We start from the raw sequence: 21,248 nt of genomic DNA, 5'->3' as shown, positions 1-21,248 counted from the left end.
AGTTCCACTCGCGCGGGCGAGAACCATGAAGCTTTTGTGATGCCAATTACCTAGAGGTTTAAGGAACAGCAGGGACACTTTGTCCGCTTAAATCACGACTTTCCCGCCTCAACTTCCGGAGCAAACCAGGCTGCAACTCCCGCAGGTTGAGCCGATCCGACTCATGCCGAAAGTTACTCTGATGTGACGTTAAAGCGGGACAACTCATCCATGACGATGACTGTTCGCAGGATTGTTGGCGAAACGCGGGCCGCGCGCCGGGCGGCGTCAGATCAGCGCGTCGAGCGCGACGGCCACGAACACGATCGTCAGGTACGTCGTGGACCAGTGGAACAGCCGCATCGGCTTGACCGCTTCGCCGCGCGTCGCCCGCCGGCAGAGCTTGTGCGCCTCAAGGATGAAGATGGCGCCCACCACCAGGGTCGGCACGCCGTAGATCGCGCTGAGCCCCAGCGGCCAGACCGCCAGGGAGGTGAGCACCGTGAGCCAGGCGAAGATCAGAATCTCGGCGTTCACCCGACGGGTCGAGGCCACCACGGGCAGCATCGGGATGCCGGCGCGGGCGTAGTCGTCCTTGTACTTCATGGCGAGCGGGTAGAAGTGCGGCATCTGCCAGAAGAAGACCACCGCGAACAGCGCCCAGGCCGCCGGAGCGAGCCCACCGGTGACCGCCGCCCAGCCGATGAGCACCGGCGCCGCGCCGCAGGCCCCACCCCAGAACGTGTTCGTCGGGGTGGAGCGCTTGAGCCACATGGTGTAGACGACGTCGTAGTAGACGATCGCGGCGAGCGTCAGCCCCGCGGCGAGCAGATTGGTGAACGCCGCCATCAGGACGATCGAGACCGCCGCCAGCACCAGACCGAAGACCAGCGCGTTACGGGGCGACACGGTGTGCGCCGGCAGCGGACGCCGCTTGGTGCGCCGCATCAACTGGTCGATGTCGCGGTCGATGTAGCAGTTGAGGACGCTGGCCGCCCCGGCCGCGAGCGAGCCACCGACGAGCACGACAGCCATCAGCCACAGCGACGGCAGGCCGCCCTCGGCGAGCATCATCGCCGGGACGGTGGTGACCAACAGCAGTTCGACGATGCGCGGCTTGGTCAGCGCCACGTACGACGACACGATCGCGCGCACGTCCCGCCGCGCCACCGGACCCTCGGCCGCCCGTGCCGGGGGCTGCCCGGCGGGGTTGCTCGCGGGGCGCTCGGTGATCATGCTCACGGATTGCCACCTTCCGGCATCGGCACGGGGAGATCGGATCGGCGGGGCCCCGCTCGGGCACCGCACACCGACCCACACACTACGCGTCGTCGTTTTGGCTGCCCGGCCGACCCGACAACGGTGCGGGCCGTCACACCACCGGGTTGAACGACCTGGGCCGCCGTCACGTACCGCACACCATGCGAGATCCCCGGGCGGACGTTTAGTCACGCTCGATAGGGTCACCAGTGAGGGTTCCGCCCATCTGCCGAGGAGCACAACCATCGTGGCTGCCAACCGACCCGAGCACTCCGCACTCAACTGGTCCGACCTCGATCGCCGGGCCGTCGACACCGTCCGCGTGCTGGCCATGGATGCCGTGGAGAAATCCGGCAACGGCCACCCGGGCACCGCGATGAGCCTCGCGCCCGCGGCCTATCTTCTCTTCAACCGGGTCATGCGGCACAACCCGGCCGACCCGAACTGGCCCGGCCGGGACCGGTTCGTGCTCTCCGCCGGCCACTCCAGCCTGACGCTCTACATCCAGCTCTTCCTCTCCGGCTACCCGCTGAGCCTGGACGACCTGAAGTCGCTGCGCCAGTGGGGCTCGATGACCCCGGGCCACCCGGAGCACGGCCACACGCCGGGCGTCGAGACCACCACCGGCCCGCTCGGGCAGGGTCTGGGCAACGCCGTCGGCATGGCCATGGCGGCCCGCCGCGAGCGGGGCCTGTTCGACCCGGAGGCCGAGCCGGGCACGTCGGTCTTCGACCACAACATCTGGTGCATCGCCTCCGACGGCGACATCGAGGAGGGCATCAGCCACGAGGCCAGCGCCCTCGCCGGGCACCAGCAGCTGGGCAGCCTCACGCTGATCTACGACGACAACGAGATCTCGATCGAGGACGACACCCGGATCGCCAAGAGCGAGGACGTGGCGGCCCGCTACGAGGCGTACGGCTGGCACGTGCAGACCGTCGACTGGCGCAGCGGGGACGCCGACCAGGGCGACTACCATGAGAACGTCGAGGCGCTGTACGACGCGCTGGTGGCCGCCAAGGCGGAGACCACCCGCCCCTCGTTCATCGCGCTGCGCACCATCATCGGTTGGCCCGCGCCCAACAAGCAGAACACCGGCAAGATCCACGGCTCCGCGCTCGGCGCCGACGAGGTCAAGGCCACCAAGCGCATCCTCGGCTTCGACCCGGAGCAGACCTTCCAGGTCGACGAGGAGGTGCTGGGTCACGCCCGCACGGTGATGGGTCGCGGCTCGGACGCCGAGCAGGCGTGGACCGCGTCGTTCGACGCCTGGAAGAAGGCCAACCCCGAGCGCACCGCGCTCTACGAGCGGCTCGCCGGCCGGGTGCTGCCCGACGGCTGGACCGACGCGCTGCCGGTCTTCCCCGCCGACGCCAAGGGTGTGGCCACCCGGGCCGCGTCCGGCAAGGTGCTGGAGGCGCTCGCGCCGGTGCTGCCGGAGCTGTGGGGCGGCTCGGCCGACCTGGCCGAGAGCAACAACACCACCATGAAGGGCGAGCCGTCGTTCATCCCGGCCTCGCACGCCACCAAGGACTTCCCGGGCCACGAGTACGGCCGCACGCTGCACTTCGGCATCCGTGAGCACGCCATGGGCGCGATCCTGAACGGCATCGCCCTGCACGGCGGCACCCGCCCGTACGGCGGCACGTTCCTGGTGTTCAGCGACTACATGCGCCCCTCGGTGCGGCTGGCCGCGCTGATGAAGCTGCCCGTGACGTACGTCTGGACGCACGACTCGATCGGTCTGGGCGAGGACGGCCCGACCCACCAGCCGGTGGAGCACCTGACCGCGCTGCGCGCCATCCCGGGCCTGGACGTGGTCCGCCCGGCGGACGGCAACGAGACGGTGTGGGCCTGGCGGCAGGCGCTGGAGCACACCGACCGACCGACCGCGCTGGCGCTGAGCCGCCAGGCCCTGCCGACCCTGGACCGGGAGGTTCTGGGCGATGCGTCAGGTGTGGCCAAGGGCGGTTACGTGCTGGCCGAGGCGTCCAACGGCAAGCCCCAGGTGATCATCATCGGCACCGGGTCCGAGGTGCAGCTCGCCCTGACCGCCCGGGAGCGGCTGGAGGCCGACGGCACCCCGACCCGGGTGGTCTCGATGCCCTGCCAGGAGTGGTTCTACGAGCAGGATGAGGCGTACCGGGAGTCGGTGCTCCCGCGTGGGGTAAAGGCACGGGTGAGCGTGGAGGCGGGCATCGCGATGTCCTGGCGCGGGATCGTCGGCGACCTGGGCGAGAGCGTCAGCATCGAGCACTACGGCGCGAGCGCCCCGCACACCGTGCTCTTCGAGCAGTTCGGGTTCACCCCCGACCGGATCGTGGCGGCGGCGCACGCCTCGCTGGCCCGGGTGGGCGACATCACCGGTTTCACCACCGGCAACTGAGGGAGCGTAAACGGCATGACCGACAAGCTGAATGAGCTCACCGCCGCGGGTGTGGCGGTCTGGCTCGACGATCTCTCCCGGGTGCGTCTGAGCTCCGGCGGGCTGGACCAGCTCCGCCGCGAGAAGCACGTGGCCGGGGTCACCACCAACCCGACGATCTTCGCAAAGGCGCTCAGCGACGCCGACGAGTACAACTGGCAGCTTCGCGACCTGGCCACCCGTGGCGTGGACGTCGAAGAGGCCGTCCGGATGCTCACCACGTACGACGTACGGTGGGCGTGCGACGTGATGCGCCCGTCCTACGACGGCAGCGCCGGCGTGGACGGCCGGGTCTCCATCGAGGTGGACCCGCGCAGCGCGCACGACGCCGACAAGACGGTCGCCGAGGCCAAGGCGCTGTGGTGGCTGGTCGACCGGCCCAACCTCTTCATCAAGATCCCGGCCACCGAGGAGGGCCTGTCGGCGATCGCCGACACGCTCGCCGAGGGGATCAGCGTCAACGTGACGCTGATCTTCGGCCTGGACCGCTACTCGGCGGTGATGGAGGCGTTCCTGGCCGGCCTGGAGCGGGCCAAGGCCAACGGTCACGACCTGTCCACCATCGGCTCGGTCGCGTCGTTCTTCGTCTCCCGGGTGGATTCCGAGGTCGACAAGAGGCTCGAGAAGATCGGCTCGGACCAGGCCAAGGCGCTGCGCGGCAAGGCCGCCGTGGCCAACGCGCAGCTCGCGTACGAGCGGTACACCGAGGTCTTCTCCTCGGACCGCTGGAAGGCGCTCGAGGCCGCCGGCGCGCACCCGCAGCGGCCGCTGTGGGCCTCCACCTCGACGAAGAACCCGGACTACCGGGACGTCATCTACGTCGAGGAGCTGATCGCCGCCGGAACGGTCAACACCATGCCGGAGTCGGTCATCCACGCGTACGCCGATCACGGCGAGACCCGCGGCGACACCGTCACCGGGTCCTACGACGCGGCCCGGAAGGTCTTCGCGGACCTGGAGTCGGTCGGGGTGGACATGGCGGACGTGATCGTCACCCTGGAGCGCGAGGGCGTGGAGAAGTTCGAGGCGAGCTGGCAGGAGCTGCTCGACGGCGTCAGCAAGTCGCTGAAGGCCGCGGCGAAGGGCCAGGGTGCGCCGAACAAGGCCGCCGAAGGCAACGCCAAGGCCGCCGAGAAGGCCGGTGGCGCGTGAGCGAGCCGATCAGCACCCAGCGAAGTGGAGTGGCGGCATGAGCGAGCGCAGCGAGCGAATCGGCAAGCCCAGCGTGCAGGCGCCTCATGACGGCACGGAACGAAGTGGAGTGGCGGCATGAGTGATCTTCTTGCCGGGCCGGCGGAGGCCGCCGCCGGGCTCGCCGTCTACGGCGCGGACGCGGTCGACAAGGCCGCGCCCGCCTCGACCCGGGAGGCGCTGGTCAAGGCCGGCGTCCCCGGGCGGCTGGCCGCCAAGGACACGACCCTGTGGGGTTCGGACGCCGAGGCCGAGGCGAAGATCCGGCTCGGTTGGGTGGATACCCACCAGCGCAGCCGGGAGCTGCTGGCGCAGCTCGCCGAGCTGAAGGCGGAGCTGGCCGACCTGGACCACGTCGTGCTCGCCGGCATGGGTGGCTCGTCGCTCGCCCCCGAGGTCATCACGCGGACCCTGGGCCGGCCGTTGACGGTGCTGGACACCACCGACCCGGGCCAGGTCCGGGCGGCCCTCGGTGACCGGCTGGAACGCACCGTGGTGGTGGTCGCCAGCAAGTCCGGCTCGACGGTGGAGACCGACAGCCACCGCCGCGCCTACTGGCAGGCGTTCCTGGACGCCGGGATGACCGAGGCGGAGGCCGGCCGGCACTTCGTCATCGTCACCGACCCGGGCTCGCCGCTGGAGGCGACCGCGACCGAGATGGGCGCGTTCACCGTGCTCGCCGACCCGAACGTGGGCGGCCGGTACTCGGCGCTGACCGCGTTCGGGCTGGTGCCGTCCGCGCTGGCCGGCGTCGACGTGTCGGAGCTGATCGACCAGGCCGACGCGTTGGCCCGGTCGCTCGCCGCCGACAGCGACAACCCGGCGCTGGCGCTGGGCGCCGCGCTGGGCGCCGCCGCCACGCTGGCCCGCGACAAGGTCGCCCTGGTGTCCGACGGCACCGGCATCGACGGTCTGGGCGACTGGGCCGAGCAGCTCATCGCCGAGTCGACCGGCAAGGCCGGCGTGGGCATCCTGCCGGTGGTCGTGGAGTCACCGCAGAGCCCCGGCGCGACCGGCCCCGACGTGCTGACCGTCAGCTACGGCGGCGCGCTGGCCGCCGGTGACGTGCCCGGCGGCGGCGCCGACCCGGACGTGGCCGTCAACGGCCCGCTCGGCGCGCAGTTCCTGGCCTGGGAGTACGCCACCGCGGTGGCCGGCGTGGTGCTCGGCATCGACCCGTTCAACCAGCCGAACGTCACCGAGTCCAAGGAGAACACCAACAAGATCCTGGCCTCGGGGCTGCCGACGGAGGAGCCGTCGTTCACCGAGGGCGCGATCGAGGTGTACGCGCCGCAGGGCGCCCCGGGTGACCTGGCCGGGGTGCTGCGGTGGCTGCTCGACGGGCTGGGCGACGACGGTTACCTCGCGGTGATGGCGTACCTCGACCGGTTCGCCGACGCCGACACGGCCGGGTTGCGGCCGTTGCTGGCCGGCGCGTCCGGCCGGCCGGTCACCTTCGGCTGGGGGCCGCGGTTCCTGCACTCCACCGGCCAGTACCACAAGGGCGGCCCGCAGGTGGGCAGCTACCTGCAGGTGACCGGCGCGGTCGCGGAGGACCTGGACGTGCCGGGCAAGCCGTACACCTTCGGCGAGTTGCAGGCGGCGCAGGCCGCCGGCGACCGGCAGGCCCTCGCCGGCCGGGACCGGCCGGTGCTGCGACTGCACCTGACCGACCGGGCCGCCGGGGTCGCCCAACTGCTCGACGCGGCCGGTCAGCTGCGCACGTGAGGATGGACGACGTGACCCAAGGCGTGAACCCGCTACGCGACCCGCAGGACCGCCGGTTGCCCCGGATCCCCGAGCCGTGCGCTCTGGTGATCTTCGGGGTGACCGGCGACCTGGCCCGCAAGAAGTTGCTGCCCGCGGTCTACGACCTGGCGAACCGGGGGCTGCTGCCGCCCGGTTTCGTGGTGCTCGGCTTCGCGCGCCGCGACTGGGGCGACGGTGACTTCGAGACCCTGGCCTGCGAGGCGGCCAAGAAGCACGCCCGTACGCCGTGGCGGGACGAGGTCTGGGCGCGGCTGGCCGGCAACATCAAGTTCGTGGGCGGCTCGTTCGACGACGACGCCGCCTTCGACCAGCTCGCCTCGACCTTGGACGACCTGCGCCAGACCCACGGCATCGCCGGTAACGCGGCGTTCTACTTCTCCATCCCCCCGGCCGCCTTCCCCGTCGTGCTCAAGCAGTTGGCCCGCACCGGGATGGCCGACAACGACAAGTCCGGCGGTTGGCGCCGGGTCGTGGTGGAGAAGCCGTTCGGCAACGACCTGCCGTCGGCGAAGGCGCTCAACGACCTGGTCGACGACGTGTTCACCCGGCAGGACGTCTTCCGGATCGACCACTACCTGGGCAAGGAGACCGTCCAGAACATCCTGGCCCTGCGGTTCGCCAACAACCTGTTCGAGCCGCTGTGGAACTCCAAGTACGTCGACTCGGTGCAGATCACCATGGCCGAGGACGTCGGCATCGGCACCCGTGCCGGCTTCTACGACACCGTCGGCACCGCCCGCGACGTGCTGCAGAACCACCTGCTCCAACTCCTGGCCCTGGTGGCGATGGAGGAGCCGACCAGCTTCGACGCCGACGAGATCCGGGCCGAGAAGCTGAAGGTGCTCAAGGCGATCACCCTGCCGAAGGACGTGGCCCGGGACACCGTCCGGGGCCAGTACCTGCCCGGCTGGGTGGGCGGCGAGCGCGCGGTCGGCTACCGGGAGGAGCGGGACGTGCCCGCCGACTCCACCACGGAGACGTACGTGGCGGTGCGCCTCGGCATCCAGAACCGGCGCTGGGCCGAGGTGCCGTTCTACATCCGGGCCGGCAAGCGACTCCCCCGGCGGGTCACCGAAGTCGCCATCATGTTCAAGAAGGCGCCGCACCTGCCGTTCAACGACGCCGACATGGAGTCGCTGGGCAACAACCAGTTGGTCATCCGGGTGCAGCCGGACGAGGGCGTGGTGCTCAAGTTCGGCTCGAAGGTACCGGGCACCACCATGGAGGTCCGCGACATCGCCATGGACTTCCAGTACGGCGAGGCGTTCACCGAGTCCAGCCCGGAGGCGTACGAGCGGCTCGTCCTGGACGTGCTGATCGGGGACCGCACGCTGTTCCCGGACGCCGCCGAGGTCGAGCAGAGCTGGCAGGTCATCGACCCGCTGGAGCACGCCTGGGTGGGTACCACCCCGGAGCCGTACCGGGCGGGCGAGTGGGGTCCACGGGCGGCTGACGAGATGCTGGCCCGTGAGGGCCGCGCTTGGAGAAGAGCATGATCGGGCTGTGGGACACCACCGGCAACGAGGTGGTCAAGGCGCTGGCCGCCGAGCGGCGTAGCGCCGGTGGTGTGGCCAGCGGCATGGCGCTCACCCTCATCGTGGTGGTGGACGAGAAGCGCGTGCGCGAGGCGGAGGCGGCGGCGACCATCGCCGCCGCCGCCCACCCGTGCCGGCTGGTGGTCGTGGTCCGCTCCGACATCGAGCGGGACCGGAACCGGCTGGACGCGGAGATCGTGGTCGGCGGTCGTCTCGGCCCGTGCGAGGCGGTGGTCACCCGGATGTACGGGCGGCTCGCCCTGCACGCCGAGTCGGTGGTCATGCCGCTGCTGGTGCCGGACGTACCGGTGGTGACCTGGTGGCACGGTGAGCCGCCCGCGGAGATCGCCACCGACTTCCTCGGTGTGGTCGCGGACCGGCGGATCACCGACTCCGCGCAGGCCGCCGACCCGGTGGAGGCGCTGCGCCAGCGGGCCCGGGACTACGCCCCGGGCGACACCGACCTGGCGTGGACCCGGATCACCCCGTGGCGGACCCTGGTCGCCGGGGCGTTCGACACCACCAGCGAGCAGGTCACCGAGGCGACCGTCGTCGCGCCACCCAGCGACCCGACGGCGGCCCTGATGGTCGGTTGGCTGTCCAGCCGGCTCGGCATCACCCCGCGCCGGGTGGACACCAACGACTTCCCCCGCATGCGCGAGGTGCAGCTGACCTGCGCCAACGGCGACAAGCTGACGCTGACCCGCGAGGACAGCCTGGCGGTGTTCCGGCGGACCGGTCAGGAGGATCGGGCGCTGCCGCTGGTCCGTCGGCCGCTCGGCGACGAGCTGGCCGAGGAGCTGCGCCGCCTCGACGCCGACCAGGTGTACGCGGAGGCGTTGGGCGCGACCGCCGGCCTGCGCGGTCTGGAGCAGCGCCCGCCGCAGCGGGTGCACGTCTGGAAGGATCCGGCCACGGCCCAGCGCGCCGAGGCCGGGGTCACCGCGCACACCGGCACGAGCGGCGAGAGCTGAGCAGTACGACACCGGCAGGGCCGGGACGCACCGTCCCGGCCCCGCACCGCCACCTCCGGACGCTCGGCGTCCGGGCACGACGCGACAGCGACCGCCCAGCGGTCCGGAAACGAAGGCACAACCCATGAGTGAGGCGAGTGTCGCCGTCCACGCCGACGCCGATCTGCTGGCGCAGGCCGTGGCGGCCCGACTGCTGGTGAAGGTGCTCGACGCCCAGGCCGACCGGGGCGAGGCCGCGGTGGTCCTCACCGGTGGTCGGGTCGCCGCCGCCGTCTACCGGGCGGTGGCGCAGCTGCCGGCCCGCGACGCGGTCGACTGGTCCCGGGTCGACGTGTGGTGGGGCGACGAGCGGTTCCTGCCGTCCGGTGACCCGGAGCGCAACGAGACCCAGGCGCGGGCCGCCCTGCTGGACTCGGTGCCGCTGGACCCGGCCCGGGTGCACGCCATGCCGGCCTCCGACGGCCCGGCCGGCAACGACCCCGAGGCGGCCGCCGCCGCGTACGCCGAGGAGCTGGCCCGCGCCGCCCGGCCGGGGCACGCCGCGCTGCCGCACTTCGACGTGCTGATGCTCGGTGTGGGCGAGGACGGGCACGTCGCCTCGGTCTTCCCGGAGCACCCGGTGCACCACGACACGCGGCCGGTCAGCGCGGTGCGGGGCAGCCCGAAGCCGCCGCCGGTGCGGACCACCCTCACCCTGGGGGCGATCAACACCGCCGAGGAGGTCTGGCTGGTGGCCGCCGGCGCCGACAAGGCACGCGCGGTGGGCATGGCTCTGGCCGGCGCGGGGCCGGTGCAGCTCCCGGCCGCCGGGGTGCACGGCGTGGACCGTACCCGCTGGTTGCTGGACCGCGCGGCCGCCGCGGACGTGCCGGCCCGCCTGCGCAGCCTGCGCTGAGTGAAAGGAAGGGCCCCTTATTACCGCCTGGCGTTGAATAAGGGGCCCTTCCTTTCACTCGCCGCGTCGGCGGCGCAGCGCGGCGAGGGCCTCGGCCAGCAACGCCTCCCCCTCCTCGGCGGTACGCCGCTCCTTCACGTACGCCAGGTGGCTCTTGTAGGGCTCGGCGCGGACCCGTCCGGGCGGGTTCTCGGCGTCCAGGCCGGCGGGGAGCCCGCAGCGGGGGCAGTCCCACAGCGGCGGCGCCGTGGCGTCGGCCGCGATCCTGATGTCGGTCTGGTGATCGTTGCGGCACCAGTAGGTGACGGCCTGTCGGGGGGCCGGCTGGTGCCGCTCGTCCGGGCGCATGGGCGCGGACCCGACGCGGGCGCCACGGATGACATTGCCACTGGGCACGGCTGCTCGCTCCTGTCGTCGGAGGGGACCCGCCGCCGTCGGGGATGGGCGGCGGGCGACGCGGTGCAGCGGAGAAAATACTGCGCGCGGCCCGTCGAGTGACGGACCGCGCGCAGATTGTACGACTTGGCGGGCTTGCTCAGGTGCCGCTGTTCATCTGGAGACGGAGCCAGAGACCCAGCCCGACGATTGCCGCGAACCAGACGACACCCACCAGAACGGTGTACCGATCCAGGTTCTTCTCGGCCACCGAGGAGCCGGCGAGGCTGGAGCTGACACCGCCGCCGAACATGCTCGACAACCCGCCGCCCTTACCGCGGTGCAGCAGGATGAGCAGGGTGAGCAGAATGCTCGTGATGACCAGCAACACGATCAACGTGTATGCGAACCAGATCGGCATGGCTGGGGGCAGTCCTCTCGTAGCGATCCTCGCCCGGACAGGTCGGGCACTCCGGCACCGACCGGTGGACGGGCGGTGTCCAGAATAGCGAGCGATCAGCGAGCGATGTGCTCGGGGAAGCGGCAGATCTGCGCGAATTCCTCCGCGTCCAGGCTCGCGCCGCCCACCAGGCCGCCGTCCACGTCCGGCTGGGCCATGATCGAGGCGACGTTTGACGCCTTGACCGAGCCGCCGTAGAGGACCCGGACGGCGTCAGCGGTCTCGGCGTCGAAGCGCTCCGCCAACCGCTGGCGGACCGCGCCGCAGACCTCCTGGGCGTCCTCCGGCGTGGCCGTCTTGCCGGTGCCGATCGCCCAGACCGGCTCGTACGCGATGACGACCTGGCGTACCTGCTCGGGCGTGAGCCCGGCGAGGCCCCCGTCGAGCTGGTCGGAGCAGTGCGCCACGTGGGTGCCCTGCTCGCGCACGTCCAGCCCCTCCCCCACGCAGAGGATGGGGGTCAGGCCGTGCGTGAGCGCCGCCTTCACCTTCGCGTTGACGACCGAGTCGTCCTCGTGGTGGTAGGCCCGCCGCTCGGAGTGCCCGACCACCACGTACGTGCAGCCGAGCTTGGCCAGCAGCGGCCCGGAGATGTCACCGGTGTACGCGCCGGAGGCGTGCGGGGACAGGTCCTGCCCGCCGTAGCCGATCAGCAGCTTGTCGCCGTCGACCGCCGTCTGCACGGTGCGCAGGTCGGTGAAGGGCGGCAGCACCACCGTCTCGACCTCGGTGAGCTGCTTCTCGGTGAGGCTCGCGGCCAGCTTCTGCACGAGCAGGTTGGCCTCGAGGTGGTTGAGGTTCATCTTCCAGTTGCCGGCCATCAACGGCCGGCGGGTCGTGCTCGCCATGCTCAGTTCTCCAGGGCCGCGATGCCGGGGAGGGTCTTGCCCTCCAGGTACTCCAGGGAGGCGCCGCCACCGGTGGAGATGTGACCGAAGCTCGACTCGTCCAGGCCCAACGCCCGCACGGCCGCCGCGCTGTCACCGCCGCCGACGACGCTGAACGCGTCGGCCTTGGTGATCGCCTCGGCGACACCCCGGGTGCCGGCCGCGAAGGCGGCCATCTCGAACACGCCCATCGGCCCGTTCCAGAAGATCGTCTTCGCCTGGGACAGGGCGGCGGCGAAGCCGGCGACCGTCTCCGGGCCGATGTCCAGGCCGAGCCGGTGGCTCGGGATGCCGTCGACGCGGACCGTGTCGTGCGCGGCGTCCGGCGCGAACGCGTCCGCGACCACCACGTCGACCGGGAGCAGGATCTTGCCGTCGGCCCGCTCCAGCAGGTTGCGGCAGGTCTCGACCATGTCCTTCTCCAGCAGCGACGTGCCCACCTCCAGGCCCTGGGCCTTGAGGAAGGTGAAGCACATACCGCCACCGATGAGCAGCCGGTCGACCGTCGGCAGCAGCGCCTCGATCACGGCCAGCTTGTCGGAGACCTTGGACCCGCCGAGCACCACCACGTACGGCCGCTCGGGCTCGCTGGTCAGCTTGGAGAGCACCTCGACCTCGCGCAGCACCAGCCGGCCGGCCACGTGCGGCAGCCGCGCCGGCACGTCGTACACGCTGGCGTGCTTGCGGTGCACGGCGCCGAACGCGTCGTCGACGTACGCGTCGCCGAACGCGGCGAGCTGGTCGGCGAACGCGCCCCGCTCGGCCTCGTCCTTGCTGGTCTCACCGGCGTTGAAGCGCAGGTTCTCCAGCAGGGCGACCTGGCCGTCGGCCAGGTCGGCGACGGTCGAGCGGGCGGAGTCACCGACGGTGTCGGTGGCGAAGTGCACCGGCGCGCCGAGCAGCTCACCGAGCCGGTCGGCGACCGGGCTCAGGCTGAACTGCGGGTCGGGCGCGCCCTTCGGGCGGCCCAGGTGCGAGCAGACGACCACCTTCGCGCCGGCCTCGACCAGCGCGCCCAGGGTCGGCAGCACCGCGCGGATGCGGCCGTCGTCGGTGATGGCACCGGACTGCTTGTCGAGCGGGACGTTCAGGTCGGCGCGCACCAGCACGCGCCGACCCGACACCCCCTCGGCGAGCAGGTCGTCGAGGGTCCGGATGCTCACAGCGACGAACCGACCAGCTTGACGAGGTCGACGAGGCGGTTCGAGTAGCCCCACTCGTTGTCGTACCAGCCGACGACCTTGACCTGGTTGCCGATGACCTTGGTCAGCGGCGCGTCGAAGATGCACGACGCCGGGTCGGTGACGATGTCGGAGGAGACGATCGGGTCCTCGTTGTAGACCAGGATGCCCTTGAGCGGGCCCTCCGCGGCGGCCTTCAGCGCGGCGTTGACCTCGTCCACGGTGGTCTCCCGGCCGACCTCGACGGTCAGGTCGGTGGCCGAGCCGGTCGGGATCGGCACCCGCAGCGCGTACCCGTCGAGCTTGCCCTTCAGCTCCGGCAGCACCAGGCCGATGGCCTTCGCGGCGCCGGTGGAGGTCGGGACGATGTTCAGCGCGGCGGCGCGCGCCCGGCGCAGGTCCTTGTGCGGCGCGTCCTGCAGGTTCTGGTCCTGGGTGTACGCGTGGATCGTCGTCATCAGACCCTTGGTGATGCCGAACGTGTCCTGCAGGACCTTCGCCATCGGGGCGAGGCAGTTCGTCGTGCACGAGGCGTTGGAGATGATGGTGTGCTTCGCCGGGTCGTAGGTGTCGTGGTTGACACCCATGACCACGGTGACGTCCTCGTTCTTCGCCGGGGCGGAGATGATGACCTTCTTGGCGCCGCCGTCGATGTGCGCCTTGGCCTTGGTGCCGTCGGTGAAGAAGCCCGTCGACTCGATGACGACGTCGGCGCCGACCTCGCCCCACGCCAGCGCCGCCGGGTCCTTCTCGGCGAACGCCTTGATGGTCTTGCCACCGACGGTGATCTCGTCGGCGGTGGCCTTCACCTCGTACGGCAGGCGACCCAGGATGCTGTCGTACTTGAGCAGGTGGGCGAGCGTGCCGTTGTCGGTCAGGTCGTTGACCGCCACGACCTCGATGTCGGCGTCGGACGCCAGCACTGCCCGGAAGAAGTTACGGCCGATTCGGCCAAAGCCGTTGATGCCAACCCGGATGGTCACAGGTCCCATCTCCTCGCGTTCTGGTCCGCCGGCTTGACTCAACGGGCCGGCGGGAATGGTGTGCGCCGACCGTTGGAGCCGGCCGTCGACGGTTCATCTCGGCCACCCCGCCGCGCGGTCTGAGGACCTGACCGCCCGAGGCGGTGGGCACGACGAGAGGTGCCGATGTCGGCCCCCTTGCCGTACTCAGCGACCCTATCCGAGCGTGCGGGAGCACGCCGCGCCGGGGCGTGCTCCCGGCGCACCGTACGGGCCCACCGTCCTATCAGACCACGAGCATGTCGGGTGTGACGGCTGCTTCCGTATCCGGGATGCCGAGGTCCCGGGCCCGCTTGTCGGCCAGCGCCAGCAGGCGGCGGATCCGCCCGGCGATGGCGTCCTTGGTCAGCGGCGGGTCGGCCAGCGCCCCCAGCTCCTCCAGCGACGCCTGCCGGTGCTCCAGGCGCAGCCTCCCCGCGTCGGTGAGGTGGTTGGGGGCCTCGTCGGCCAGGATCTCCAGGGCGCGGGTGACCCGGGCGGCGGCGGCCACCGCGGCGCGCGCCGAGCGGCGCAGGTTCGCGTCGTCGAAGTTGGCCAGCCGGTTGGCGGTGGCCCGCACCTCCCGGCGTACCCGACGTTCCTCCCAGGCCAGCACGCTGGAGTGCGCGCCGATGCGGGTGAGCAGCGCGGCGATCGCGTCGCCGTCCTTGACGACGACCCGGTCCACCCCGCGTACCTCACGGTTCTTGGCCGTGATGCCGATCCGGCGGGCCGCGCCGACCAGCGCGAGCGCCGACTCCGGCCCCGGGCAGGTGATCTCCAACGCGCTGGAGCGGCCGGGCTCGGTGAGCGAGCCGTGCGCCATGAACGCGCCCCGCCACGCCGAGACCGCGCAGCAGACGTTCGCCGCCACCACGTGCGGGGGCAGCCCCCGCACCGGCCGGCCGCGCACGTCCAGCAGGCCGGTCTGCCGCGCGAGCGCCTCGCCGTCCTTGACCACCCGGACGATGAAGTGGCTGCCCTTGCGCAGCCCGCCGGAGGCGAGCACGTGGATCTCGCTCGGGTAGCCGTAGACCTCGGCGATTTCCCGGCGCAGCCGACGCGCCACCGCGCCGGTGTCCAGCTCCGCCTCCACCACCACCCGGCCGGAGACGATGTGCAGCCCTCCGGCGAAGCGCAGCAGCGCGGCCATCTCCGCCCGCCGACAGCAGGGCTTGGGCACGTCGACCCGACTCAGCTCGTCCTTGACCGCAGCCGTCATCGCCATTGTGCGTCCCCTCACGGACCTGTTCCGGCGTGTCGCCGGTGATTACGTACGTGTCTAACGATCGGCGCCCAGGACAGGCACCAGCGCGGCGCCCAGGGCAGCCGGATCATGGCGGGGAGTGCCGTCGGTGACGGCGACGGGGGCTAGGACCAGGCGGGCACCCAGCGATTCTGCCGCACGTTCGACCGGTTCCGGGTCACCCACCGCCTTGGCGTCCGCCAGCACGAGATCAACCTTCAGCTCCGGCAGGTACCAGTGCAGCGCCGCCAGATGATCGGCGACCGAGAGGCCGAGGGTCTCCTTCTCCGCGGCCAGGTTCAGCGTGACCAGGCGTCGGGCCGAGCTGGACACGATCGCGTCGGCCAACTGCGGCACCAGCAGGTGCGGCAGCACGCTCGTGTACCAGCTACCCGGCCCGAAGATCAACCAGTCCGCCGCGCCGATCGCGGCCAGGGCCTCGGCGCAGGCCGCCGGGGCGGCCGGCGTCAGGCGCAGCGACTCGACCCGCCCGGTCGTGACCGCCACCTGGTGCTGACCGCGCACGGTCCGCACCTCGTCCGGGGCGTCCGGGTCGACCCCGCGCACCCGCGCCTCGATGTCGACCGGCTGGCGCGACATCGGCAGCACCCGCCCGACCGCGCCGAGCATCGCCCCGGCGTGCTCCAGCGCCGCCACCGGGTCGCCGAGCAGCTCCATGAGGCCGCTGAGCACCAGGTTGCCCACCGCGTGCCCGGCCAGGCCGTCCGCGCGGGCCCCGTCACCCGCCGCCGGGTCCGCGTCTGTCGGCTTTCGGGCAACCGGGTCCGCGTCCGTCCGCAGCGCGTCGCCGGCTGCCGGGGTCGCGTGCGCTCGGGCAACCGGGTCCGCGCCCACGCCGGGCGCGTCGCGCGCCGCCGGGGCCGCGTCGGTCCCGGCATGCTGGGGTACGCGGACAGCCTGCGCCGCCGCGAAGCGGTGCTGGAAGAGCCCGGCGCTGCGTCGGGTGGCCGGATGGTCGCCGGCCAGCGCGACCAGGGCCTGCCGCAGGTCACCCGGGGGCAGGCCACCCCGTTCGGCGCGCAGCCGGCCACTGGAACCGCCGTCGTCGCCGACCGTCACCACGGCGGTGATGTCCAGGTCGAGTTCGGGGGCGCAGTGCCGCAGCGCGCGCAGCGACGCCGACAGGCCGTGCCCGCCGCCGAACGCCACCACCCGGCGCGTCGTCATTCCCGCCCCAGGTCGCGGTGCTGGGCGTTCGCCGCCAGCCCCGACTGACGCAGCCGGCCGGCCAGCTCCTCGGCGATGGCCACGCTGCGGTGCTTGCCGCCGGTGCAGCCCACGGCCACGGTCAGGTACCGCTTGCCCTCCCGCTCGAACCCCGTGGTGGTGGCGTTGACCAGGTCGGCGTACGAGGCCACGAAGGCGTCCGCGCCCTCCTGCCCCAGCACGTACGCGCTGACCGCCTCCTCCCGGCCGGTGTGCTCGCGCAGCTCCGGCACCCAGTACGGGTTGGGCAGAAACCGGGCGTCCAGCACGAAGTCGGCGTCCGGCGGCAGGCCGTACTTGAAGCCGAACGAGAGCACGGTCACCCGCAGCCGCCGGGCGTCCTCGCCGCCGAACAGCTCCTCGATGCGCCGGCGGAGCTGGTTGACGTTCAGGTGGCTGGTGTCGATGATCACGTCGGCCTGGTCGCGGGCCTCCTCCAGCAGCCCGCGCTCGACGGCGATACCGTCGGCGAGCCGCCCGTCACCCTGCAACGGGTGCGAGCGCCGGACACTCTCGAACCGACGGATCAGCACCTCGTCGTCGGCGTCGACGAACACCACCCGGGGCGAGAAGCCGCGCTCCTTCAGCTCCCGGATCGCCCCCGCCAGGTCGGTGGAGAAGGCGCGCGAGCGCACGTCCAGGACCATCGCCGTACGCCGGGCGGCGCCGCCGGCCTTGAACGCCAGCTCGGCCATGTCGAGCATGAGCGCCTGCGGCAGGTTGTCCACGACGTAGTAGCCGACGTTCTCCAACGCGCGGGCGACGGTGCTGCGACCGCCACCGGACAGCCCGGTGACCACCACCAGGGTGGTCTCCGACTCGGCCGTCGGCTGCCCGTCACCGACAGTGTGCGCCTCGCTCACCCGTACCCCCAAGACGTGGCGCCGCGGCCGCCATCGGCCGCGATTGGTCAATCAGCGACTCTATCCCGCCGGTCGGGGTGGGCACGGGCACGCCCGCCGCCGCGCGCCGCGGGCGGGCCGGGGGCGTGGTAGCGCCGCCCTCCGGCGACGGAACGTTCAGCCGCGCGGATCGCGTCGCAGGCCGGTCACGAACGACGACCAGGCGTCCCGGCCGAAGACGAGCGCCGGGCCGCCCGGGTCCTTGGAGTCCCGCACCGCCAGCCCCTCGGGGAGTACGGCCACCTCGACGCAGTTCGAGCCGCTTGCACTGCTTCGGCTGCTCTTACACCACGTGGCCGTGGGAGTGTCCGGAGCCGTCATCGGTCAAACCCCTTGCGTCCCGGTCAGTAGTCACCCGCCACCCGTGCCAGGAAGCCAGCCGACTCGTCAGGGTCGAGCGCCTTGGCCATGAGGTGATCGAACATGAGTCTATATCGGGCGACGTGCCTCTCCTCTTCGAGCAGGAGCGTGCTGGAGTCGTTGTCGAGATAGACGACGGTGGGGTCCAGGCTCGGATCGGCATAGTCGAGCAGGGTGAACGGGCCGCCCATTCCCGCGTGCGCGCCGGCGGCGAACGGCAAGATCTGGATCTCGACAGTAGGCAGCTCACATGCCTCGATCAGGCGGGCGAGCTGCGCTCGCATCACGTCCCTGCCACCCACGACGCGACGGACAGCCGCCTCATCAAGCACCATCCACAGCTTCGGCGGCACGTCGCGCGAGAGCATGGCCTTGCGGGCGAGTCGGGCTGCCACCCGCCGGTCGGTCTCGTCCTGGTCGGCGGTGCTGCGACCCGCTCTGACGATGGCGCGGACGTACTGCTCCGTCTGCAACAGGCCGGGAACGTACAGACACTCGAACGCGCTGATCGACGTCGCCTCCGCCTCGAAGCCGACGAAGTCGTCCGGCAGCACGTCGCCGTACGCGCTCCACCACCCCTTCTGCCGGGACTGCCGCAGCAGCGCGTTCAGCGACTCCCGCTCGCCCTCGGATGCGTCGTAGAGGTCGAGCAGCGGGGGCAGGTCCTTGGGCATCACCCGCGAGTGTCCGAGTTCGAAGCGGATGACCTTCGTCCGGTGCCAGCCCAGGATCTTGGCGACCTCCTCGGCGGTGTGCCCGGTGCGGTCCCGCAGGCGGCGCAACTCGCGCCGCAGCCGGCGGGCTCTGATCGTCGGACTGGGCACCTGTGCCATCGCCGCCGTCACCTCCACTGTGAGTGATCGATTCTTACCCAAGAGCGACGACACCTCAAGCATCTGTTTCCAAAGAATGGCGACGTTGCATTTTTGCCTCGCCTGGTCCAGGCTCTTGACGAGGATCCGCTACGGAGAGGCAGGGCATCGTGACGGACAATCGATCGTCTCGTTGGGATGGTGAGTCCCGGCGGCCCCGTGACGGCCAGGACGACCTGACCGACCTGCTCGACCGGGCCGACGTGTCCGAGCGGGTCCGGGCCGCCATCGAATTCGCGTTGGCAACGCCGGAGACACTGTCGTCGTACCTCATCGCTCTGGGTCCGACGGAGCGCGAGCGGCCGGCGGCCCGGCGCTGGACGCTGCACCTGTCCTACCTGGCGACGGACCTGACGGAGGCCCGCGACCAGGCCGTCGTCTACACGGAGGGGTTGACCGCCCTGCGCCCCGAGGTGGCCGCCGGGGCCGCGCTGCTGTCCCGGGCCGACGCCTGGCACCACGTCGAGCCGGTGTTCTGCGGCCGGAGCGGCCCCGACAACGAAGTCTGCATGGACGTCAACGGACACCCCGGCTTCCACAGCGCGGCCGGCATCGGTGGGCTCTGCTGGGGCGACGGAGACGGCACGTCGGCGCAGTGACCGTCGCGGCGCGGCGGACGCGCCGGCCGCCGTGCGGGCGATGCTGTCGGGGAGGGCTCGTAGACTCCCCGGATGGCTTCCCCGACCGAGCTGCGGACCGACGACGCGCTGGCGGCGCTGCGCCGGGTGTTCGGCTACGACGCCTTCCGCGGCTTCCAGCAGCAGGTCATCGACCATGTCGTCGCCGGCGGCGACGCGCTGGTGCTGATGCCCACCGGTGGCGGCAAATCGCTGTGCTACCAGATCCCGGCCCTGGTCCGCGACGGCGTCGCGGTCGTCGTGTCGCCGCTGATCGCGCTCATGCAGGACCAGGTGGACGCGCTCACCGCGGTCGGCGTACGCGCCGGCTTCCTCAACTCGACGCAGACCCTCGACGCCCGCCGCCGGGTCGAGGCGGCCTTCGTGGCCGGCGAGCTGGACCTGCTCTACCTGGCGCCGGAGGCGCTCGGCGTCCGGTCCACCCTCGCCCTGCTCGACCGGGGGCGCATCTCCCTGTTCGCGATCGACGAGGCGCACTGCGTGTCGCAGTGGGGGCACGACTTCCGGCCCGACTACCTGGCCCTGTCGATGCTGCACGAGCGGTGGCCGCAGGTCCCCCGCATCGCGTTGACCGCCACCGCGACGAGCGCCACCCGCCGCGAGATCGCCAGCAGGCTGGGCCTCGACGACGCGCGACACTTCGTGGCCAGCTTCGACCGGCCCAACATCCAGTACCGGATCGTGCCCAAGCGGGAGCCCCGCAAGCAACTGCTCGCCCTGCTGCGCGACGAGCATCCCGGTGACGCGGGCATCGTCTACTGCCTGTCCCGCGCCTCGGTCGACAAGACCGCCGAGTTCCTGACCGCCAACGGCATCGCCGCGCTGCCCTACCACGCCGGCCTCGACGCGGCGACCCGCGCCGCCAACCAGCACCGCTTCCTGCGCGAGGACGGCCTGGTCATGGTGGCCACCATCGCCTTCGGCATGGGCATCGACAAGCCCGACGTCCGCTTCGTGGCCCACCTCGACCTGCCCAAGTCGGTCGAGGGCTACTACCAGGAGACCGGCCGCGCCGGCCGCGACGGGCTGCCGTCCACCGCCTGGCTGGCGTACGGCCTGCAGGACGTGGTGCAGCAGCGCAAGCTGATCGAGACGTCCGACGGCGACCTGGCCCATCGCCGCAACCTCGCCGCGCACCTCGACGCGATGCTCGCGCTCTGCGAGACGGTCCGGTGCCGCCGGGTGCAGCTACTCGAATACTTCGGCGAGAGCGAAACCTCGGCCTGCGGCAACTGCGACACCTGCCTCAACCCACCGGAGTCCTGGGACGGCACGGTCGCCGCCCAGAAGCTGCTGTCCACCGTGTTCCGCCTCGACCGCGAACGCAACCAGCGGTTCGGCGCCGGGCACTGCGTCGACATCCTGCTCGGCAAGCAGACCGACAAGATCAGCCAGTACGGTCACGACGCGCTGACCGTCTTCGGTATCGGCACGGAGTTGAGCGAGGCCGAGTGGCGGGGCGTGGTCCGGCAGCTCCTCGCCGAAGGGCTGCTCGCCGTCGAGGGCGACTACGGCACGCTCGCGCTGACCGAGGCGAGCGCCGACGTGCTTGGCCGTCGTCGTACCGTCACCATGCGCCGCGAACCGGAGAAGCCGGCGTCGAGCCGCTCGTCGAAGCCGCGCGGCTCGTCCACCGTCGCGGCCGAGCTGACCCCGGCCGCCGCGTCCGTCTTCGAACGGCTGCGCGCCTGGCGGGCGGCCACCGCCAAGGAGCAGGGCGTGCCGGCGTACGTCATCTTCCACGACGCGACGCTGCGCCAGATCGCGAGCGACGAGCCCACCTCGCTGGCCGAACTGTCCCGCGTCAACGGCGTCGGCGAGAACAAACTCGCCAAGTACGGCGAGCAGATCCTGGCCGTCCTCGCTGGCGAGTGACCTTATGCCGAAAGGGCCGGACCCCGTGGGGTCCGGCCCTTTGCGGTGTGGTTGTCAGCTGGTGGCGTAGCCGCGGGTGGCGATCCAGTCGGCGAGGTGTTCGACGGTGATGTCGTAGGCGGCGGTGTTCGCATCGGCGGAGTCGGCGATCCGCACGGTGTTGCCGGCATCGCGGTAGCCCACGACGCTGATGTA

General features: G+C 71.6%; 19 protein-coding genes and 1 pseudogene. 8 read left to right on the top strand and 12 right to left on the bottom strand.

What is annotated here, in order from left to right; translation table 11 throughout:
- Positions 1–267: 267 nt before the first annotated feature.
- Positions 268–1,221, bottom strand: coding sequence for a heme o synthase (locus tag AB0J36_RS30810; protein ID WP_357134294.1), 954 nt, complete (start codon positions 1,219–1,221; stop codon positions 268–270).
- 265 nt (positions 1,222–1,486) lie between these two features.
- Between AB0J36_RS30810 and tkt the strand changes: the two genes are divergently transcribed.
- The 6 genes from tkt to pgl all read left to right on the top strand — a co-directional run bounded on the left by tkt (position 1,487) and on the right by pgl (position 10,029).
- Positions 1,487–3,625 (top strand): transketolase, encoded by a 2,139-nt coding sequence (gene tkt / locus AB0J36_RS30805; RefSeq protein ID WP_357134292.1) that lies wholly within the window; start codon positions 1,487–1,489, stop codon positions 3,623–3,625.
- Positions 3,626–3,640: 15 nt separating this feature from the next.
- On the top strand, positions 3,641–4,816 hold the full coding sequence (gene tal, locus AB0J36_RS30800) for a transaldolase (RefSeq protein ID WP_357134290.1): 1,176 nt from the start codon (positions 3,641–3,643) through the stop codon (positions 4,814–4,816).
- A 117-nt stretch (positions 4,817–4,933) separates the two neighbouring features.
- Positions 4,934–6,583, top strand: coding sequence for a glucose-6-phosphate isomerase (locus AB0J36_RS30795; protein ID WP_357134288.1), 1,650 nt, complete (start codon positions 4,934–4,936; stop codon positions 6,581–6,583).
- A 23-nt stretch (positions 6,584–6,606) separates the two neighbouring features.
- On the top strand, positions 6,607–8,121 hold the full coding sequence (gene zwf, locus AB0J36_RS30790; RefSeq protein WP_357134368.1) for a glucose-6-phosphate dehydrogenase: 1,515 nt from the start codon (positions 6,607–6,609) through the stop codon (positions 8,119–8,121).
- On the top strand, positions 8,118–9,134 hold the full coding sequence (locus tag AB0J36_RS30785; RefSeq protein ID WP_357397936.1) for a glucose-6-phosphate dehydrogenase assembly protein OpcA: 1,017 nt from the start codon (positions 8,118–8,120) through the stop codon (positions 9,132–9,134). The genes zwf and AB0J36_RS30785 overlap by 4 nt, the downstream gene beginning before the upstream one ends.
- Positions 9,135–9,258: 124 nt before the next feature.
- A complete protein-coding gene (gene pgl / locus AB0J36_RS30780) occupies positions 9,259–10,029 on the top strand; it encodes a 6-phosphogluconolactonase (RefSeq protein ID WP_357134284.1) in 771 nt (256 codons plus the stop codon).
- Between the two features lie 54 nt (positions 10,030–10,083).
- Here the strand turns inward: pgl and AB0J36_RS30775 are convergent, their stop codons facing one another.
- From AB0J36_RS30775 to AB0J36_RS30730, 10 genes are all read right to left on the bottom strand, one after another.
- On the bottom strand, positions 10,084–10,425 hold the full coding sequence (locus tag AB0J36_RS30775) for an RNA polymerase-binding protein RbpA (RefSeq protein ID WP_357134282.1): 342 nt from the start codon (positions 10,423–10,425) through the stop codon (positions 10,084–10,086).
- A 139-nt stretch (positions 10,426–10,564) separates the two neighbouring features.
- Complete coding sequence (gene secG / locus AB0J36_RS30770; protein WP_357134280.1) at positions 10,565–10,825, bottom strand: preprotein translocase subunit SecG; 261 nt, start codon at positions 10,823–10,825, stop codon at positions 10,565–10,567.
- Between the two features lie 95 nt (positions 10,826–10,920).
- On the bottom strand, positions 10,921–11,712 hold the full coding sequence (gene tpiA, locus AB0J36_RS30765; protein ID WP_357134278.1) for a triose-phosphate isomerase: 792 nt from the start codon (positions 11,710–11,712) through the stop codon (positions 10,921–10,923).
- Positions 11,713–11,714: 2 nt separating this feature from the next.
- The gene (locus tag AB0J36_RS30760) at positions 11,715–12,914 is read right to left on the bottom strand and encodes a phosphoglycerate kinase (RefSeq protein ID WP_363661455.1); all 1,200 of its coding nucleotides are present in this window, start codon (positions 12,912–12,914) and stop codon (positions 11,715–11,717) included.
- Entirely contained in the window at positions 12,911–13,915 is a 1,005-nt protein-coding gene (gene gap, locus AB0J36_RS30755) for a type I glyceraldehyde-3-phosphate dehydrogenase (protein ID WP_357134274.1), read from the bottom strand. Before gap ends, AB0J36_RS30760 begins: the two co-directional genes overlap by 4 nt.
- Positions 13,916–14,180: 265 nt before the next feature.
- Positions 14,181–15,161, bottom strand: a complete 981-nt coding sequence (whiA, locus tag AB0J36_RS30750) for a DNA-binding protein WhiA (RefSeq protein ID WP_030337350.1) — start codon at positions 15,159–15,161, stop codon at positions 14,181–14,183.
- Between the two features lie 54 nt (positions 15,162–15,215).
- Complete coding sequence (locus tag AB0J36_RS30745) at positions 15,216–16,367, bottom strand: 2-phospho-L-lactate transferase CofD family protein (protein ID WP_357134272.1); 1,152 nt, start codon at positions 16,365–16,367, stop codon at positions 15,216–15,218.
- Positions 16,364–17,269, bottom strand: a complete 906-nt coding sequence (gene rapZ, locus AB0J36_RS30740; RefSeq protein ID WP_357170844.1) for an RNase adapter RapZ — start codon at positions 17,267–17,269, stop codon at positions 16,364–16,366. Before rapZ ends, AB0J36_RS30745 begins: the two co-directional genes overlap by 4 nt.
- Before the next feature lie 156 nt (positions 17,270–17,425).
- Positions 17,426–17,629, bottom strand: coding sequence for a DUF397 domain-containing protein (locus AB0J36_RS30735; RefSeq protein WP_357134270.1), 204 nt, complete (start codon positions 17,627–17,629; stop codon positions 17,426–17,428).
- Between the two features lie 23 nt (positions 17,630–17,652).
- Positions 17,653–18,501 (bottom strand): DUF5753 domain-containing protein, encoded by an 849-nt coding sequence (locus AB0J36_RS30730; RefSeq protein WP_357170842.1) that lies wholly within the window; start codon positions 18,499–18,501, stop codon positions 17,653–17,655.
- A 149-nt stretch (positions 18,502–18,650) separates the two neighbouring features.
- Between AB0J36_RS30730 and AB0J36_RS30725 the strand changes: the two genes are divergently transcribed.
- The gene (locus tag AB0J36_RS30725; RefSeq protein WP_357170840.1) at positions 18,651–19,139 is read left to right on the top strand and encodes a hypothetical protein; all 489 of its coding nucleotides are present in this window, start codon (positions 18,651–18,653) and stop codon (positions 19,137–19,139) included.
- A gap of 72 nt (positions 19,140–19,211) precedes the next feature.
- Positions 19,212–21,053: a DNA helicase RecQ gene (gene recQ / locus AB0J36_RS30720; protein ID WP_357170838.1), complete on the top strand. Its 1,842-nt coding sequence runs from the start codon at positions 19,212–19,214 to the stop codon at positions 21,051–21,053.
- Positions 21,054–21,107: 54 nt separating this feature from the next.
- On the opposite strand, the pseudogene AB0J36_RS30715 reads toward recQ, so the two are convergent.
- A pseudogene (locus tag AB0J36_RS30715) lies at positions 21,108–21,248 on the bottom strand (phytochelatin synthase); the annotation flags it as partial.

Source organism: Micromonospora sp. NPDC049662, from assembly GCF_040675055.1.
GTDB lineage: Bacteria > Actinomycetota > Actinomycetes > Mycobacteriales > Micromonosporaceae > Micromonospora.
This window is presented reverse-complemented; position numbering and strand designations above follow the sequence as displayed.

Excerpts from the sequence above, each read along its gene's own strand:
- tpiA (WP_357134278.1), bottom strand. The coding sequence starts at position 11,712 with ATGGCGAGCACGACCCGCCGGCCGTTGATGGCCGGCAACTGGAAGATG.
- AB0J36_RS30745 (WP_357134272.1), bottom strand. The coding sequence starts at position 16,367 with ATGACGACGCGCCGGGTGGTGGCGTTCGGCGGCGGGCACGGCCTGTCG.
- whiA (WP_030337350.1), bottom strand. The coding sequence starts at position 15,161 with ATGGCGATGACGGCTGCGGTCAAGGACGAGCTGAGTCGGGTCGACGTG.
- AB0J36_RS30730 (WP_357170842.1), bottom strand. The coding sequence starts at position 18,501 with ATGGCACAGGTGCCCAGTCCGACGATCAGAGCCCGCCGGCTGCGGCGC.
- AB0J36_RS30785 (WP_357397936.1), top strand. The coding sequence starts at position 8,118 with ATGATCGGGCTGTGGGACACCACCGGCAACGAGGTGGTCAAGGCGCTG.
- pgl (WP_357134284.1), top strand. The coding sequence starts at position 9,259 with ATGAGTGAGGCGAGTGTCGCCGTCCACGCCGACGCCGATCTGCTGGCG.
- AB0J36_RS30735 (WP_357134270.1), bottom strand. The coding sequence starts at position 17,629 with ATGACGGCTCCGGACACTCCCACGGCCACGTGGTGTAAGAGCAGCCGA.
- secG (WP_357134280.1), bottom strand. The coding sequence starts at position 10,825 with ATGCCGATCTGGTTCGCATACACGTTGATCGTGTTGCTGGTCATCACG.
- recQ (WP_357170838.1), top strand. The coding sequence starts at position 19,212 with ATGGCTTCCCCGACCGAGCTGCGGACCGACGACGCGCTGGCGGCGCTG.
- AB0J36_RS30795 (WP_357134288.1), top strand. The coding sequence starts at position 4,934 with ATGAGTGATCTTCTTGCCGGGCCGGCGGAGGCCGCCGCCGGGCTCGCC.
- tal (WP_357134290.1), top strand. The coding sequence starts at position 3,641 with ATGACCGACAAGCTGAATGAGCTCACCGCCGCGGGTGTGGCGGTCTGG.